Annotated in this window: 15 protein-coding genes; 5 read left to right on the top strand and 10 right to left on the bottom strand. The window is 45.9% G+C overall.

All coding sequences use genetic code 11. From position 1 onward, the window contains the following. The first annotated feature begins 18 nt into the window (after positions 1–18). Together ICN37_RS10670 and ICN37_RS10665 are read left to right on the top strand one after the other, a co-directional pair. Positions 19–1,251 carry an aconitase X catalytic domain-containing protein gene (locus tag ICN37_RS10670; RefSeq protein ID WP_216157422.1) on the top strand — a complete coding sequence of 411 codons (1,233 nt, stop codon included), beginning with the start codon at positions 19–21 and terminating at the stop codon, positions 1,249–1,251. Then, positions 1,248–1,655, top strand: coding sequence for an aconitase X swivel domain-containing protein (locus ICN37_RS10665; RefSeq protein WP_112313812.1), 408 nt, complete (start codon positions 1,248–1,250; stop codon positions 1,653–1,655). The genes ICN37_RS10670 and ICN37_RS10665 overlap by 4 nt, the downstream gene beginning before the upstream one ends. Positions 1,656–1,662: 7 nt before the next feature. Here the strand turns inward: ICN37_RS10665 and ICN37_RS10660 are convergent, their stop codons facing one another. Genes ICN37_RS10660 through ICN37_RS10635 form a run of 6 tightly spaced genes read right to left on the bottom strand, consistent with a single transcriptional unit; the run spans position 1,663 to position 8,488 of the window. Then, a complete protein-coding gene (locus tag ICN37_RS10660; protein WP_216157418.1) occupies positions 1,663–2,232 on the bottom strand; it encodes a nitroreductase in 570 nt (189 codons plus the stop codon). A gap of 15 nt (positions 2,233–2,247) precedes the next feature. Beyond that, on the bottom strand, positions 2,248–3,183 hold the full coding sequence (locus tag ICN37_RS10655; RefSeq protein ID WP_216157415.1) for a DmsC/YnfH family molybdoenzyme membrane anchor subunit: 936 nt from the start codon (positions 3,181–3,183) through the stop codon (positions 2,248–2,250). After that, a complete protein-coding gene (locus ICN37_RS10650; protein WP_215275317.1) occupies positions 3,183–3,842 on the bottom strand; it encodes a 4Fe-4S dicluster domain-containing protein in 660 nt (219 codons plus the stop codon). Before ICN37_RS10650 ends, ICN37_RS10655 begins: the two co-directional genes overlap by 1 nt. Then, positions 3,839–6,727 (bottom strand): molybdopterin oxidoreductase family protein, encoded by a 2,889-nt coding sequence (locus ICN37_RS10645; RefSeq protein WP_216157413.1) that lies wholly within the window; start codon positions 6,725–6,727, stop codon positions 3,839–3,841. Before ICN37_RS10645 ends, ICN37_RS10650 begins: the two co-directional genes overlap by 4 nt. A gap of 12 nt (positions 6,728–6,739) precedes the next feature. Beyond that, the gene (locus tag ICN37_RS10640; protein ID WP_225971479.1) at positions 6,740–7,648 is read right to left on the bottom strand and encodes a bifunctional enoyl-CoA hydratase/phosphate acetyltransferase; all 909 of its coding nucleotides are present in this window, start codon (positions 7,646–7,648) and stop codon (positions 6,740–6,742) included. Between the two features lie 39 nt (positions 7,649–7,687). Beyond that, positions 7,688–8,488, bottom strand: coding sequence for an IclR family transcriptional regulator (locus ICN37_RS10635; RefSeq protein ID WP_225971480.1), 801 nt, complete (start codon positions 8,486–8,488; stop codon positions 7,688–7,690). Positions 8,489–8,643: 155 nt separating this feature from the next. Between ICN37_RS10635 and ICN37_RS10630 the strand changes: the two genes are divergently transcribed. Genes ICN37_RS10630 through ICN37_RS10620 form a run of 3 tightly spaced genes read left to right on the top strand, consistent with a single transcriptional unit; the run spans position 8,644 to position 12,890 of the window. Further along, positions 8,644–9,906 (top strand): MFS transporter, encoded by a 1,263-nt coding sequence (locus ICN37_RS10630; protein ID WP_215313404.1) that lies wholly within the window; start codon positions 8,644–8,646, stop codon positions 9,904–9,906. A gap of 34 nt (positions 9,907–9,940) precedes the next feature. Beyond that, positions 9,941–11,347 carry an aldehyde dehydrogenase family protein gene (locus tag ICN37_RS10625; protein WP_112313817.1) on the top strand — a complete coding sequence of 469 codons (1,407 nt, stop codon included), beginning with the start codon at positions 9,941–9,943 and terminating at the stop codon, positions 11,345–11,347. Between the two features lie 7 nt (positions 11,348–11,354). Next, positions 11,355–12,890, top strand: coding sequence for an AMP-binding protein (locus tag ICN37_RS10620; RefSeq protein WP_216157410.1), 1,536 nt, complete (start codon positions 11,355–11,357; stop codon positions 12,888–12,890). 8 nt (positions 12,891–12,898) lie between these two features. On the opposite strand, the gene ICN37_RS10615 is transcribed toward ICN37_RS10620, so the two are convergent. Genes ICN37_RS10615 through ICN37_RS10600 form a run of 4 tightly spaced genes read right to left on the bottom strand, consistent with a single transcriptional unit; the run spans position 12,899 to position 16,976 of the window. After that, on the bottom strand, positions 12,899–13,702 hold the full coding sequence (locus ICN37_RS10615; RefSeq protein WP_216157407.1) for a sulfite exporter TauE/SafE family protein: 804 nt from the start codon (positions 13,700–13,702) through the stop codon (positions 12,899–12,901). A gap of 8 nt (positions 13,703–13,710) precedes the next feature. After that, positions 13,711–15,312 carry a GMC family oxidoreductase gene (locus ICN37_RS10610; protein ID WP_216157404.1) on the bottom strand — a complete coding sequence of 534 codons (1,602 nt, stop codon included), beginning with the start codon at positions 15,310–15,312 and terminating at the stop codon, positions 13,711–13,713. Between the two features lie 5 nt (positions 15,313–15,317). After that, positions 15,318–16,148 (bottom strand): 3-keto-5-aminohexanoate cleavage protein, encoded by an 831-nt coding sequence (locus ICN37_RS10605; protein ID WP_216157401.1) that lies wholly within the window; start codon positions 16,146–16,148, stop codon positions 15,318–15,320. A 15-nt stretch (positions 16,149–16,163) separates the two neighbouring features. Then, positions 16,164–16,976 carry an IclR family transcriptional regulator gene (locus ICN37_RS10600; protein WP_112313822.1) on the bottom strand — a complete coding sequence of 271 codons (813 nt, stop codon included), beginning with the start codon at positions 16,974–16,976 and terminating at the stop codon, positions 16,164–16,166. Positions 16,977–17,044 lie beyond the last annotated feature (68 nt).

Here is a 17,044-nt window from a genome sequence, read left to right as displayed (position 1 = left end):
GATTGAGAAGAGAACAAGATGAAGCTAAATCAAGAAGAAAAGGCTATGCTTGCTGGTGAGTTTGGTCCAGTAAGGCAAACAGCTATCGCACATCAAATTAAAGTAGGTGAGTTCTTTGGCGCTAAAGATTTGGTGCCTGTATCTCAAGCGCACATCATGGCGGATACCGAGAGCTTGGGTGAAGCTGGTGTTGAGTGGTTAGAAGGCCTAGCTAAGAATGTGATTGAGGATCGATCGGTTCGAATTCCCACTATTACTGATCCAAGAGGCACCGACTTTAGTAAAGCAAAGCAATTAGGTCAAACCGAAAAAATGCTTGAGCTTGAAAGACGTGCAATAGATGCATTTGTAAAAATGGGTGTGTCCATGACAGACACTTGCATTAATTACCAAACTATTATGGCTCCCGTATTTGGAGAGCATTTAGCATTTGGTGACACCGGAGTGGTTATCTATTCCAATAGTGTCTGCGGTGCCAGATCGAATTTTGAAGGAGGTCCTTCTGCGTTGGCGGCAGGTTTGACCGGTAGAACTCCTCGCTATGGTTATCACCTTGATGAACATCGTAAGCCTACGCATCGCTTTAAAACTTCATGGACACCCCAAACGCTCAATGAGTGGGGCGCTTTAGGAGGCTTGATTGGCAAGAAATCAGGGAACTATTGGTCAGTTCCTATTTTGGAGGGGATCGAAGGCCATCCAGGCTCTGATGCTATGAAGCACTTTGGCGCGGCAATGGCGAGTTTTGGATCTACTGCCTTATTTCACGTATTAGGTGTTACGCCTGAAGCGCTTCGCGCTCGAGATTTGGAGTACTTGCATCTGCCAGAGGTTCTTATTACCAAAGAAGAGGTAATGGGATTACAAAATTCTTATCGTATTGCTGAAGAAATTGATGTTGTAGTATTTTCTGCGCCGCAGTTGAGTCTCATGGAGATGAAGAGTATTGCGGAGTTATGCAAAGGTAAGAAATTCATTAAACCTTTGCTAGCCATGACTAGCCCGCAAGTAAAACCAGACTCAGATCGCATGGGGTATACGGAGATGATAGAAAGTGCAGGCGGTACAGTATTTTCTGGAATGTGTTTCTATCAATCCTATGCGAGAGAAATTGCGGAGACTAATGGGTGGAAGGTATTAGCAACCAATAGCGCAAAAATTGTGAATATTTTGGGCGGCTATGGTTATACGCCGATGCTGGCCTCCATGGAAGACTGTGTGCAAGCTGCTGTAACGGGGAGACTAAAGTGAGCGGAAAAATTTATAAGGCTAAACACGCCCAGGGCGATAGTATTGAGGGCGAATGTCTGAGTGCATCCGACGGATTTTCGGCTCGCTATGATTTAGATCGAATAAAAGGAGTGTTTTCACGTCCAGCGCATAAGCTTTTTGGACAATCCTATAAAGATAAGATTCTAGTGCTGGATGCCGCCAAAGGTGGGGTTGCAAGCGCATGGATGCTCTATGAGATGAAATCGAGAAATCTTTGCCCTGCTGCCATTATTTTTAATGCGGCCAATCCAATCTTGGCCCAAGGCGCTGCACATGCCGGCATTCCGATGTTGAGTGGCTTCGATTGCGACATTACTCAGGCAATTGCAAGTGGCGCTAAATTACGCATCGATACTAAAAACCAAACAGTAGAAGTGCTTTAGTGATAATCTAAAAAATAGAGTGGTACTCAGATAAGCTCGGCCGAATACGACCGGGCTTATTTTTTTGAACGGTGCCAATCGTAATGAAGCAAATCGGCTCTTCATCTTTTGTTAGTTGAAATAGCGTCCTGATACGATCACTTTGTAGAGCTCTGCCGCTAGATAGTCCAGAGCCAAAGCCAAAGGCATGAGCACTCAGGAGAATATTCTGAATGGCGCACCCAAGGGAAACCAGCTTTTCTTGTTTACTGATGTCGTTATTTGCGTCTTGGTAGTTTGCTATAGCTAGCAGGAGTAGTGGGCCACGAGATGCTTTGTCGCGCGCTTCTTGCTGTTGTATCTCCGTAGCCTCTTGGTCACGATCTAAGAGGCAGTGGTGGAATACTTCTCCCAGGGCAGGGCGACTGCTTTCCTGAATCTCAATAAAGCGCCATGGAACCATTCTGCCGTGATCAGGGGCGGCATTAGCTGCCAAGAGGATAGTTTCTTTTTGGCTAGGGCTAGGACCCGGATTCCCTAATCTCTTGGGTGATATATGCGCTCTGCCATGAATCAGTTGTTCAGCGAATTGATCCATAGGCATCGGGCGTACTCAAGAGACTCTTTGGTAATACAAGTTCTGCGGATGGTTTGCCTCTGCAAAGAACATCCATCTTTCAGCAAGCAGGCCTAGATAATTAATCAGCAATGCTAGTGCAATTATCAAGATGCTTGGAATAGTAATGGTGTAGGCCATCAATATCATTGGTATTACATAGGCACACAGCAAGATAATTTTACGAAGATTTACAATCACACGATCAGTTTGGTGATGAAAGAATTCGCGGGTATTAAAGCTACCGCCCATTAAACCCATTGATGTTTGACGAATATTGCTACCTTTAATGCCTGTTGCTGTAGAAAGATTTGATTTTGGTTTTAGATCCCGATTGCGTCTCCAAATCCAGAGCTTTAGATTAAAGGATAGGAATAACAGCAAGAATGCAACGATGGAGAGTGGGGCATCTATGATTTGAGCGGAGGAATCACCCCATGCCGCAATCAGTAATTCCAATAAAATTAATCCCGAGGTCAATCCCAAGAGAATGAAGTTCGTTAGGGTGGAGGGGTGTGACCATTCTTGGATAAAGCGTATGCATTGATAAATCTTTGCAGTGCAGACCCAAAGCGCGATCGTAGTAAGCAGCAGGGCAAGCCACAACCATTGTGGCACTACGCTAATGCAGGCATAAAAGTAAGTTGACGCAGTCACCGCCATAAGCGCTGGCAAGGCAATCACTTCTCTGGATAGCCATGAGGTCTTCCACATCATGGCAGCTCGCCAAGCACGCTCAGGGTGGCCTAAGTGAAAGAATGAGGCCACCAAGCCTAACGTCAGAAGTACAAATGCAACTGGCAGTGCCAGATTGGTGAGGAATACATTGGGGGTGGCTTGGCTATATAAATTTGATAAAGCCAGGAAGAATAAAAGACCCTGCGCCATTCCGGCTAGGGTAGTAAAGAAGATGATTGAAAATTGTGGGCGCATTATTTGTCATTCCTTGCTGCATCAATCGTTTCCATGATGGAGCGCGGTAAATAGTGATTGGCAGGTTGGGTTTCCCATTCGGGCATGAGTGCGTAACCTGAGCGTTCTTCGATCGCTTTGCTGGCGGCAGATTCTGGATCATGAACATCGCCAAAGATACGTGCGCTAGTAGGGCAAGCAAGAACGCATGCAGGCTTTTTCTCAGACTCCGGCAAAGTCTCGCTATAGATTCGATCCACACAGAGAGTGCACTTAGTCATTACTTGACGCTCTTGGTCCAGCTCTCGAGCGCCATAAGGGCATGCCCAAGAGCAATAGCTGCAACCGATACATTTATCGTAATCCACCAGCACAATCCCATCCTCTTTGCGCTTATAGCTCGCACCAGTAGGGCAAACAGGAACACATGGCGGCTCTTCGCAATGCAAACACGATTTTGGAAAATGAACTGTTTGGGTATTTGGGAATGTTCCCGCCTCAAAAGTTTGTACTCGATTGAAAAAAGTGCCGCTTGGGCTAGCACCATAGGCGTTCAGATCAGTAAGCGGGCCTGCTGAGCCGGAGGTATTCCACTCCTTACATGAGGTTACACAGGCATGACATCCTACGCAAACATTAAGATCAATAACTAGAGCGAGTTGTTTATTTTTTTTGCTCATTTTGTCTCCCCCGATTTTTTGAGGGCCATTCCAGGAACTTCAAATGCTTTTACTTGTGGCCAAGTTTCTTTGGGTTCATTTTCATCTGCAGGCGCCAATCGCACCCTGACGTCATACCATCCTGCTTGACCAGTAATTGGATCAGAGTTGCTAACAGTAAAACCTCCCAACGGAAGCTCTTCTGAGATGAGGTGATTTAGCAGAAAACCTTTTTTAGATTCATCGGCATCACTAGTCAAACTCCATGCTGACTCTGCTTTGCCGATAGCATTCCAGGTCCATACTGTTCCAGGGTCAACGGCTTCTGAGTGTCTTGCCATACATCTGACCTTGCCCCACTGAGATTCAATCCACATCCAGGCGCCATCTGCAATGCCCCTCTTGAGTGCAGTCGCAGTATTGACGTATAGATAGTTATGACTATGAATTTGTCTTAACCAGGCATTTTGTGAATCCCATGAGTGATACATCGCCATTGGGCGTTGAGTAATCGCATTAAGGGTAAATTTAGTAAGGTCAGTCGCTTCATCCTCAAGTGGCGGATACCAGAAAGGCAGTGGATCAAAATACTTATAGATGCGCTCTTTGAGATGCTCTGGTGGTTGGGCGCCAGGACGTTTGCCGGTTGCCGCTAAGCGAAAACGTTGCAATATGTCTGAATAGATCGCAATCATGATCGGATCATTCTTCTGACGCAGAGCATTGTCTTTGGAGAAATCTAAATAACCTTTGTTCCAGTTGCGCATGTACTGATGCTCGGGAGGCATGTGATATTGATGCACACAATTGTTCTCAGCATATTTTTGCCATTGGTTCGGATTAGGTTCGCCACGCAATGATTTATCACCATCTTTACCGCGCCATCCACTTAAGAAGCCAATTCCTGAATCTGGAGTGGTCTGGAAGCGAGTAATAAAATCGGGATAATCCTTAAACTTACGCTCACCTTCTGGGGTAGTGAATGCAGGGAACTTTAAGCGGGAAGCTAATTCAATCAATACTTCCTGGAATGGTTTGCATTCTCCCAAGGGCTCGAGAACCGGAATTCGAACAGAGTCTACAGGACCGTCAAATTCAGAGATTGGTCGATCGAGCATGCTCATCACATCGTGACGCTCAAGATAAGTTGTGTCAGGGAGCACTAAGTCGGCAAAGTCCACCATTTCCGACTGGAATGCATCGCATACCACTAAAAATGGAATCTTAAATTCACCATCCTCATTTTTAGCATTGAGATGTTCCCGCACTTCCATCGTATTCATGGTGGAATTCCATGACATATTCGCCATGAAGATCATGAGCATATCAATAGAGTAGGGGTCGCCTTTGACTGCATTGGTAATCACGTTGTGCATTAATCCATGGGCTGCTAAAGGATGCTCCCATGAATAGGCTTTATCAATGCGCAGTGGCTTGCCATCGGAATCCAATGCCAAATCTTCTGGCTGTGTTGGCCAGCCAAGTGGAGGTTTAGCTAATGGAGTATTGGGCTTAATGTCATTCTCAGAAGACGGCGGCTTTGCATTCGGCGGAACTTGACGTGGGTAAGGCGCTTTATGTCTAAACCCACCTGGGCGATCAATGGTTCCCAGCAATGACATCAGTACTGCTAAACCACGGGTAGTTTGGAATCCATTGGAGTGTGCTGAGAGACCACGCATTGCATGGAAAGCAACTGGTCTGCCAGTTACAGACTCATGCTTTTCACCCCAGGAGTCTGTCCACTGAATGGGTAGCTCAAATTCTTGACCAAATGCGGTATCCGCCATCTCTAGAGCAAGCTTGCGAATACGTTCCGCAGGAATGCTGGTAATGGCTGCTGCCCACTCTGGAGTGGTTTCACTCACTTGTCGCTTAAGAAGCTCAAATGAAGGAACCACTTTCTTTCCTTGGTGTGGTCCTGGGCCCATGACATATTCACCTAGAAGAGCGGGTGAGGTGCCTTGAGCAAAACAAGGTTTCGCACTTTGGGATTTTTCATCCCAAACGTATTTATTGTGAGGTAAATCCAAGTTAAGCGGATCGGAGTCAGGGTCATACAAGAATAATCCCTCTTCTGGACCTGAGTCCATGCATACCAATTGCGCTGAATTACTAAAACGTTTTAAGAAAGGAGCGTCGTACTTCTCAATGCGAACCAGCTCATGCATCAAAGCCATGAAGAGTGCGCCATCAGTTCCTGGTTTAATCGGAATCCATTCATCTGCAATTGCAGAATACCCAGTTCTCACCGGATTGATTGAGATAAAGCGACCGCCAGCCCTTTTAAATTTGGATAAAGCAATCTTCATTGGATTGCTATGGTGATCTTCAGCTGTGCCAATCATCACAAACAACTTCGCCTGATCTAAATCGGGACCACCAAATTCCCAAAAGCTTCCACCAATGGTGTAGATCATGCCGGCAGCCATATTAACCGAGCAGAAACCACCATGGGCTGCATAGTTAGGCGTACCAAACTGTCTTGCAAACAAACCAGTGAGGGCCTGCATTTGGTCGCGGCCGGTAAAGAGGGCGAATTTTTTTGGATCAGTAGCGCGAATTTTGGCAAGACGCTCAGTCAGGATCTCAAATGCTTTTTCCCAGCTAATAGGTTCAAACTCGCCATTGCCTCTTTCGCTGCCCGCTTTTCGCAACAGTGGTTGCGTGATACGGGCAGGAGAGTTCTGTTTCATGATTCCCGAGGAACCTTTGGCGCAAATGACGCCTTGATTCAATGGGTGCTCAGGATTTCCATCGATGTAAACCAATTTACCATCGCGTAAATGTGCCCGAATGCCGCAACGACAGGCACACATGTAACAGGTAGTCTTTTTTATCTCAGTTGCTGGTGCTTGTTTATTGATAGGGTCATGCACTGGATCATTTGAAAATATTTTAAACATAGGATTACTCAGTTATTGAGAATTTTTAGCAAGAACAATGGCCATCGCGCAGGATGCAACTCTGGAGAAAACAGAGTCAGCTCTTGATGTGAGAATGATGGGAACTTGAGCGCCCAGAACGGCACCTGCGCACTCTGCTCCAGCCATGTAAACAAGGGATTTATAAAGAATATTGCCCACTTGTAAATCGGGCACTATCAAAAGGTCTGGGTCACCCGCAACAGCCGACTGAATCCCTTTTGTTTTTGCTGATGCGGAAGAGATGGCATTGTCAAAGCCAAAAGGACCCTCAATAATCGTATCGGGATGAATAGGATTAATTGCATGGACATCAACAATTTCTTTGGCATCGATTGTGGCTTGCATAGCCGGGTTGACGACTTCAGTAGCCGCAATGACGGCAACTTTTGTGCGCTTTACTCCCAACTTGCCAAGTGCTTCAAGACTGCTTTTAAGAATTTGTATTTTTTGAGCAGCATTGGGTGCAATATTGACTACGCAATCACTAATACCTAGTAGTTTCGGGTAACGCTCGAGCTCAAATAAAAATAAATGACTGGTTCTGCGATCAGTACGTAGGCCATCGCGACTCACAATTGGCCCCATGAGATCTTCGGTATGTAAAGATCCCTTCATGAGAACTGCCAGTTTACCTTCTTTGACCATCTGCACTGCTTTCTTGGTCGCCAAGATTGGATCCTTAGGCGTATCGACAATTTGGATGTCTTCTAAGGAAAGTTTTTCTATGGCGGCCAACTCCTCAATCTCCTTTTTGGGGCCAATAAGGATGGGAACGCACAGCCGTCTTTTGATGAGATCAAACACCGTTCCCAGTGCTGGTGCGCTAAGGGGATACACAACTCCCAGTGGGAGATCGCTCTTAGCCTCCTCAATCATTTTTTCTAAGAGTGGATATTGCACGTTTAGATTTGTCCTGAGGTTGTAGTGATGGGCTGCTGATTAAGATAGGGTTTGAGAAATGCGCTCAGAAGCTTTTTTAAGTTTTGGGATATGCTCCATCGCTTGATTTAATGGGAGTCTCGCGGTGGCAGCGTGGACAGCAATTGCAGCTACTACCTCGCCAAGAGAATCTTTGACGGGGACGGCTACACAAGAAACACCTAAAACATACTCTTCGTTATCGACTGCATATCCAGTGCTAACAATTCTTTCCATCTCTGATTCCAATAGGTGGCGATCAGTAATGGTTCTGTGGGTAAATTGCTCCAATGGAAGATTTTCTAAAATCTTAGTGCGCTCATCTACAGGCTTATAAGCGAGAAGTAATTTTCCGCTAGCGCTGCAATGTGGTGGCAGCACTGTTCCAGGCGGGAGATGCAGGCGTAAAGCCCAATTTGCCTCAACACGGTCCAAATAAAACAATTCACCACGTCTTAAGACCGCAAGGTTGCAGGTTTCACCAAGATCAGCTACTAGGCCCCGAAGAATCGTATGGCGAATTGCTGAAACAGTGTCATGAGTCAAGGTGGATAACGCCAGGTGCGATAGTCGATTGCCTGGCGCATAGGTGCGGCCACCGGGCTCCCTAGCTACCAAACCCGCTTCCTCAAAAATTGCTAGAGTTCTATGGAGGGATGCCTTTGGCATACCTGTTATTTGTATTAGCTGGGCAAGGGTGGCTGGCTGCTGGGTGGCTGCTAAAGCTTCCAAAATGACAATGCCCTTGAGCATTGATGAGTTTTCACTCGAGCTATCTTTTTTGACGCTATCTAGCTGTTCAGTTGTGTCGATTTCGAGCATAAGTTTAAAATCTCAAGAATTGTGCTATTTTGTTCATTCTAATAGAACAAATGTGAAAATAATAGGATTTTTACTAGTGTTTTTACTAATATGAAACAAGTTGTCCTACTGTATAAGATCTATGGTACACAGATTTACTGTTGATAGGAGACGTCATGAAGGGTATTTTTAAGACTCGCCACCTAATTTTGGGTGTGATTTGTTTGATGTACTTCATTACCTATATTGACCGCGTCAATATTTCAGTAGCGGGGCCGATGATTAAGCAAGAATTTGGTCTAACTGCTACGCAACTCGGTATTGTCTTTTCAGCCTTTGCATACCCTTACGCTGCAATGCAGATCATTGGTGGCTGGTGTGCAGACCGATTTGGTCCTCGCATTGTTCTGACAATCCTCAGTATTATTTGGGCCATCGCCACCATCCTTTGTGGCTTTGCTTGGGGCGTCACATCACTTCTCGTTTTCCGCTTCGTTCTTGGCATTGGCGAAGGAGGTGCCTTCCCAACTGCAACTCGAGCATTTACTTTTTGGTTGCCTGCAACCGAGCGTGGGTTTGCACAAGGTATTACCCATAGCTTTGCACGACTTGGGGGCGCCGTAACTCCACCAATCGTCCTTGGGATATCGATGTTATATGGCTGGAGAGAGTCTTTCATTATCCTCGGCGTGATTAGCTTGGTCTGGACAGCATTGTATGTTTGGTATTTCCGAGATACCCCTCTTCTCCATAAGGGAGTGACCGAACAAGAGCTGAGAGAAATTTCGCTTGACACACGTAAGATGCGCTTTAGTCCATCGGTAACTAAAAAAACACCTTGGGCCGAAATGATTCGGAAGATGTGGCTTGTGACGTTTGTAGATTTTTGTTACGGCTGGTCATTGTGGGTATTTTTGACTTGGCTGCCTTCTTACTTGAAGGATGCGCGTGGATTCGACTTGAAACAGTTAGCGCTTTTCACTTCATTGCCTTTGCTAGCTGGAGTGATCGGGGATACTTTGGGTGGAGTAGTGTCAGACCAGATTCTCAAACGAACTGGTAACCTCAAATTGGCTAGAAGATTGATGCTCATCATTGGTATGGGTGGCTCTTTGGCCTTTATTCTGCCTGTGGTTTCGGTTGAAGATCCGATTGCTGCTGTGGCATTACTTTCAGCATCATTCTTTTTCCTGGAACTAACTAATGCGGTTTTGTGGAGCTTGCCGATTGATATCGCAGGTAGTTATGCAGGCACTGCTGGCGGTATGATGAATACTGGATTTGGCGTAGCGGGTATGATCTCCCCAGTGGTATTTGGTTACCTGATCGAGACTACGGGAAGCTACCAAGTTCCATTCTTTGTATCAGCTGGATTATTGGCTATCGGTGTTGTTGCCACTTTATTTATTGATCCAACCAATAAATTGGCTGACTCCTAAGATCCTTATCACTAATTTTTAAAAAAAAGTAAATATGACGCCAGTAGAAGCTATTGTTGAGCGCGGACGTGCGGCTCAAAAAATATATGAACAGTACACTCAAGCGCAAGTCAATTTGGTGGTTGAAGCTGTGGCTTGGTCTATTTTGGAGCCAAAGCGTAATCAAGAGTTGGCTGAGCTAGCGGTCAGAGATACGGGCCTCGGAGATGTGGCTGACAAGTTTAAAAAGAACTTTAGAAAAACCTTGGGCTTGGTCCGCGACTTAAGTTATGCCAAAACAGTTGGGGTAATTTCTGAAGATACGAAAACAGGCCTTACGGAGTATGCCCGTCCAGTCGGGGTAGTGGCAGCAATAACGCCATCAACCAATCCGGGTGCTACTCCGATTAATAAGATTCTCAATGCCATCAAGTGCCGCAACGCGGTAGTAGTGGCGCCATCACCCAAGGGATACTCTACTTGCGCTCGTTTACTAGAGTTTGTTCATCAGCAGCTAGACCAAGTCAATGCGCCTAGAGACTTAGTACAAATGCTGCCGTTTCCAATTACTAAGGATTCCACAAACGAGTTAATGCGTTTAGCGGATTTAGTTGTGGCAACAGGCTCGCAAGCTAATATTCGCTCTGCATACACATGTGGCACACCCGCATTTGGTGTTGGCGCAGGCAATGTATTGGTGATCATTGACGAGCACGCAGATTTTGCGGGTGCAGCTAATAAAATTTTGCAGTCTAAAACATTCGATAATGCAACCAGCTGTTCAAGCGAGAATGGTGCAGTGATTTGCTCTCAGGTCTATGACAAAGCCATTGATGCTTTGGAAGCGGTAGGCGGCTTGATGTTGGATGCTGACGATAAAAAACGTCTCGAAAATGTCATGTTTCATGATGGCAAACTTACCTCTACCCTGACCGCTCAAAATCCTGCAGTCATTACAGAGCGTGCCCAATTGCAAAACCCTAAAGCAAAATCAGCCAAGTTTTTTATGGTTGAAGAGCAAGGGTTTGGTCCATCAGTTCCTTTTTCTGGTGAGAAGCTAAGCCCAGTTCTAACGGTGTGGAAAGCGACTGACTTTGATGCGGCTAAGAAATTAATTGCCGATGTATACGCATACCAAGGCGCTGGACATTCCGTTGGATTACATACCGCAAGAAGCGGCGACATTTTAGAGTCCAGGGCTGCAGCATTAGCGCAGCAGTTGCCAGTGGCGCGAATTATTGTGAATCAGGCCCATGCAATTGCAACAGGTGGCAGCTTTGAAAATAGCTTGCCATTCTCTTTATCTATGGGTTGCGGAACTTGGGGAAAAAACAATTTCTCTGAAAATATGAACTATCGTCACTATATGAATATCACGCGGGTTGTCAGGCCAATCCCTGAGCATGTACCTAAGGTGGAAGATTTGTTGAAAGACTATTTCACCCGTTTTCCTCAGGCCTAATCAGAATATGACGGTTTCTTGTAAGAGTTTGGGTGAGGTGCTATTGCACTGGGAGGCGATTCAGCCTGTCAAGCCATTTCTATTTGCTCCCGAGATTGGGGCTGCGCTAACTTATGGCCAATTGGCTCAAGAAGCCCGTCATTTTTCTACTTGGTTAGATCAGCAGGGCATTAGTGCGCAGGGTCACGTCGGTTTATTTATGCAAAACGGACGTCAGACTAGCACAGTCTTTTTGGCAACCATGTCTTGTGGTCGCGTGATTACTCCATTGAATCTCTTGGCCCCAACCGATCAGTTGGCTTGGGTCTTGGATCACAGTGATATTGAAGTTTTATTCTATTCGCCAGACAAGAAGCAAAGTTTGTTTTTGGCGATTGAAAAAACCAAGCGAAAGTTCTTATTAGTCGAGCTGGATCCAGATGCAGCCGAGGGCCCCTTCATGCAATGCGCCTTGGGAGATCTACCTCTAGTGGAGTCTTCACGACCAGCGCTCTTAATGTATACCTCAGGTACAACGGGTACGCCCAAGGGCGTTTTACTGACCCATGCAAATTTATTACATGCTGCACGATCCATGGCGGCATGGCACTCATTAACACAAGCAGATGTTGTTTTGAGTTCTTTGCCCATTTATCACATTAATGGCCAAGTTATTTCTACCATTACACCTTTTGTTTCTGGTGGATCTGTTGTGGCTCCGCATGCATTTTCTGTTTCAAGTTGGTGGAACTTGGCGATTCAGTATCACTGCACCTGGATCAATATGGTGCCTACCATCATTGCATACTTAATTAACGCCGCTAAAAGTGGTGGGGCATTGCCGAGCCGCGAAGAATTAAAGTTAATTCGGTTTGGACGCTCCGCTTCTGCACCGCTACCACCTGAGCATCATCGCGAATTCGAGAATCTATTTGGAATTACGGTGATAGAGGGTATGGGCATGACAGAGTCTGCTTCAATGGTCTTTTGTAACCCCCATGATGAAAGCAGGCGTTATGGAAGTCCAGGCCAGCCATGCGGGGTTGAGGCTAAAGTGGTTGATCCAGCGGGCAATCCTCTTGGCAATAATACTGTTGGTGAAATTTGTCTGCGTGGCGGCAACGTTCTCAATGCTTATTACAAGGCAGAGACTGAAACTGCAAAAGCCTTTGATAGTGAAGGGTGGTTAAAAACAGGTGATCTGGGAATGCGGGATGATGATGGTTTTTATTTCATCACGGGTCGCCTGAAAGAGCTCATTATTAAAGGCGGGGAAAATATTGCCCCTCGAGAAATTGATGAGGCCGTCCTTAGGCATCCCGCTGTATTGGATGCAGCAGCAGTCGGTATTCCGGATAGCAACTATGGACAAGAGATTATGGTTTGCATTGTTCTCAAGCCAGGAGCAAGCTGCTCCGAGGATGAGATGCGTGCATTCTGCTTAAAGGAGTTGGGCAAATTTAGAACGCCGAAGTTTATTCTCTTTATGGAGGATCTTCCACGTGGCCCATCTGGAAAAGTCCAGCGCTTAAAGCTAATGGATGTGATTCCTAAAGCTGCTTAGTTTGTGATTTAACTTAACGAGCGTGCAATTACCCACACCCCTAGGCTGACAAGGTAGCAACCCAATAAGCGTTGCCTGAGGCCATCTCTCATTCTGACTAATTTTCCCGCTGCTAGTGTTTGTGCCAGCGCAGCACTTACCCCTAGAATGAGTATCAAAATTAACATCGTACTATCTATGCTATCTGCCCCGTGAATTCCTACCCATGCTGAGCTTAGGGTAGTTAAGCTGACGATGGAGGTGGCTGATACAAATAGAATCGAAATATCAACGCAAATCGCAATCGGCAATCCAACCCACATTGTTAAGAGTGGCATCAAGAGAGTTGCTCCGCCGAGACCAAATAAGGCTGAGGAAATTCCAGAAATTGCCCCTACGGTAATGAGTTTATAAGTACTAGGTTTGACGAGAGTAGTAGCTGATTTGCTAGATGGATTTTTACCAAAGAGAGTCCATAGCCCAATTAAAACAATCGTCCCAGAAAATCCTAGGCGCAGTGCTTGATCAGCCAATTGAGTCGCTGCTAGGCTTGCCAGTAATATGAATGGTAGAGCGCTGAGTATTAATAGTCTTGCAATACCGCGTTCATTTTTATCGCCAATTAGAACTTTAATAGCGCGGGGTAGGGATCCTATAACAATGGTGCATAAGCTACCAATGACTATCAGTTGAAAAGGTGGATGAGCAGAATTGGGCACTGCTAAAAAGGCGGCGTCTAATGCTGGAACAATAAATGCGCCACCGCCGATACCAAATAGGGCCATTAACAAGCCTGTCATTACCCCGATCATGGAAAAGATAAAGTAATGCATTAGTGAGATTAAATCTTTCCTAGAATGAGGTCTGATGCTCTTTCAGCAAGCATCACTGCAGGCCAATTGGTATTGCCTGAGGGAAGTGTTGGCATGGCAGAGCAATCCACCACTCTTAGGGCTTCTACGCCCCTCACTCTTAAAGAGGAATCAAGTACTGCCATTGGATCACTGTCTGGCCCCATCTGGCATGTGCCGGTGGGGTGGAAAATAGTTGCGCCGTTATTGCGGCAAAACTCTAGGATTTCTTCATCCGATTGTGGATTGTTAGGCTTTACTTCTCTAACCACAAGAGATCGTAGCGGTTCGGTCTGCGCAATTTTTCTGGCGTACTTAACTGCAGCTATGCTGATATCGCGATCGTAGGGCGTAGACATATAGTTCGCAAACATTTTTGGAGGTACGAGTGGGTCTGAAGATTGAATGCGGACATGACCTCGAGATTCCGGTCGCAATTGACATACCGACATAGTGAATCCAGAAAAAGGGTGAACCTTGCCACCAGCCATTTCAGCAGAAAGCGTTGCTAAGTGAAACTGGATATCGGGCGTTTTGGAGTCTTTCATGACCCGTGTAAAGAGGCCGCCTTGATTGATGCCAATAGACAGTGGACCACCACGGAAAAGCAGCCAATCCAAGCCCATTTTTAATTGCCCAAACCAAGAGGAGAGTTGGTCGTTGGTGGAGATGGGTTGGTTTAGTTCATAAATGAGGCGGTGTTGCAGATGGTCTTGTAAGTTTTCTCCGACCCCTGGCAAATCTTGTACAACAGGAATATTAAATTCTTGTAGTAGTTTGGCTGGGCCCACTCCAGATAGCTGCAGGAGTTGTGGGCTGAGGATGGCGCCGGCGCTAAGAATAACTTCTTTGTTTGCATGGACGACACTCTTAACGCCGTTGCGAATGATCTCAACCCCAACAGCTTTTTTATTTTCAAAAATAACTTTGCAAGCCTGGCTGTCTGTCAGGATCTGTAAATTGCTGCGTTTCTTAGCGGGTTTTAAGTAAGCAACTGCAGTGCTGCAGCGAAAACCTTTGTGAGTAGTCAGTTGATAGTAGCCAACACCTTCTTGCGTTAAGTTGTTGAAGTCATCTGTCTCGGGCACTCCTAGAGCATTTGCCGTCTTTTTGAATGCCTCAACCAATGGATGCTTCTTTGGAATGGACGAAGCTTTTAATGGCCCAGTTTTAGAATGCAATGGCTCGTCTAGGCGATCATTGCCTTCAGCCTTTTTAAAATAGGGGAGTACATCATCCCAGCCCCAGCCTGGGTTACCGAGATCACGCCAAGTGTCGTAATCTTCTTTCTGGCCACGAATAAAAATTAAGCCGTTGATTGAGCTAGAGCCACCCAATGTCTTTCCTCTAGGCCAATAAATTTGCCGATTGTTGACACCAGGATCAGGTTCGGTCTGAAATTTCCAATTCAGTTTTGGATCCCACATTGTCTTCGCGTATCCAATTGGTAGATGGATCCAAGGGGAGCGGTCCTTAGGCCCCGCCTCAATAAGGCAAACGGAATTCTTGGGATCCTCCGAGAGGCGGTTGGCTAAAACGCAGCCGGATGAGCCGCCGCCGACAACAATGTAATCGAACGATGTGTTTGACATGCTGATTAGTGCTTTCGTAATCCTAAAATTTCACGAGCTTGTGCTGGTGTTGCTACTGTTCGGTTATATCTAGGCGCTATTTCAGCTAAGCGTGTCACAAGCTCTGCATTATCTTTTGCCGCACGGGTTTTATCAAAGCGCGTATTGTCTTCGAGTCCAGTTCTAACATGGCCACCTAATTCAAGTGTCCATTCGTTGACAGTTAATTGGTGGCGCGCAATACCTGCTGCAGTCCAAGTAGCATCAGGCATAACGGCTTTTAATTCTGAAATAAGAAATTCCAGTATCGAACGTCTTGCTGGCATCGCGTTAGGAATGCCCATGACAAACTGCACATGAGCTGGCGCCTTTAATAAGCCCCTTTCAATGAGGTTTGCCGCGTTATAGAGCATCGCTAGATCGAATATCTCAATTTCTGGCTTGATGTCATATTTAAGCATCTCACTTGCAAGTCCATCTACAAATTCTGGCGGATTCTCATAGATTCCGGTGGGGAAGTTGACTGATCCGGTTGCCAGTGAGGCCATATCAGGCCGATGAAATAGCATGCCGCCTCGCGCTGCTTGATCGCGACCACGACCACCGGTAGAAAATTGAACAATCATTCCTGGGCAATGTTTCTGTATGCCTGCTTGTACGATTGCGTATAAATCGGGATCAGAGCTTGGAGTTTCGTCTGAGTTGCGCACATGGATATGTGCAAGAGATGCGCCTGCTTCAAAAGCCTTATGGGTTTCTTCAATCTGCTCGCTGGTAGTTACCGGCAAACCTGGACAATCCTTTTTTCTAGGAATCGCTCCGGTCATTGCTACTGTGATGATTACTGGTGTACTCATATAAATTCCAAGAAATTAATTGCTGGTTTCGGATAGGCTGCTTTGAATATCTTGCGCAGCGCGTTTTAAAGGTTTGATATAAAAATCAATGGATTTTTCTTGCATGCGAGGCGCTGGACCATGAGCGGTAATCGTTGCATATGTTTTCTGTTTAGAGTTAACTACTGGTACGGCAATACCAATAAATCCCTCTAGGAAGGCCGATTCATCGAGGGCATAGCCATTTTGACGAATATGTTCTAGCTCAGAAAACAATGTATCGTAAGTAGTGATTGTTTTGGATGTGTAAATTTCAAAAGGCTCATTTCCTAGTGAGCGTTGAACCTGCAATTCCGTCATGCCAGAGAGAAATAATTTCCCGCTAGCGGTGCAGTGGAGCGGAACGCGCATGCCTAGGTCTACGTGTAGCCGAATAGGGGCACTTGTTTCGACGCGATCTAGATACATTACTTTGTTGCCATCGAGAATGTTGAAGTTACAAGTTTCGCCAATTTCCTCTACAAGACGTTTCATTACTGCTACGCGTTGTGATCGGATAGAGTCCACCGAGAGAATATTGATCCCCAGGATTCTGAGTTTTGCGCTGGGTTGAAAACGTCTCCCATTGGGGTCGCGCTCAATAAATCCTTGCGTGACCAATGTGTTTAGTAATCTAAATGCCGTAGGTTTGGCTAAGCCGGTACCCGTCGATATGGTCTCAAGCGTCAGGGGGAATTCTGATTGCGCAATTGTCTCCAGGATAAGCAGAACCTTTTCCGCCATGCTGGATTTGGCGGATTCTTCCAATATTTCAGTTGGAGGAGTGATGCGGGAGAGCTTTTGTGGCATTTATTAAGGATTTTTTGAAGATATTTGCATTTTTAAGTGTTTACCCTTAAAGCATTTCACCTGATGAT

This window comes from Polynucleobacter sp. P1-05-14, from assembly GCF_018881675.1.
In the GTDB taxonomy this organism is placed as follows: domain Bacteria; phylum Pseudomonadota; class Gammaproteobacteria; order Burkholderiales; family Burkholderiaceae; genus Polynucleobacter.
This window is presented reverse-complemented; position numbering and strand designations above follow the sequence as displayed.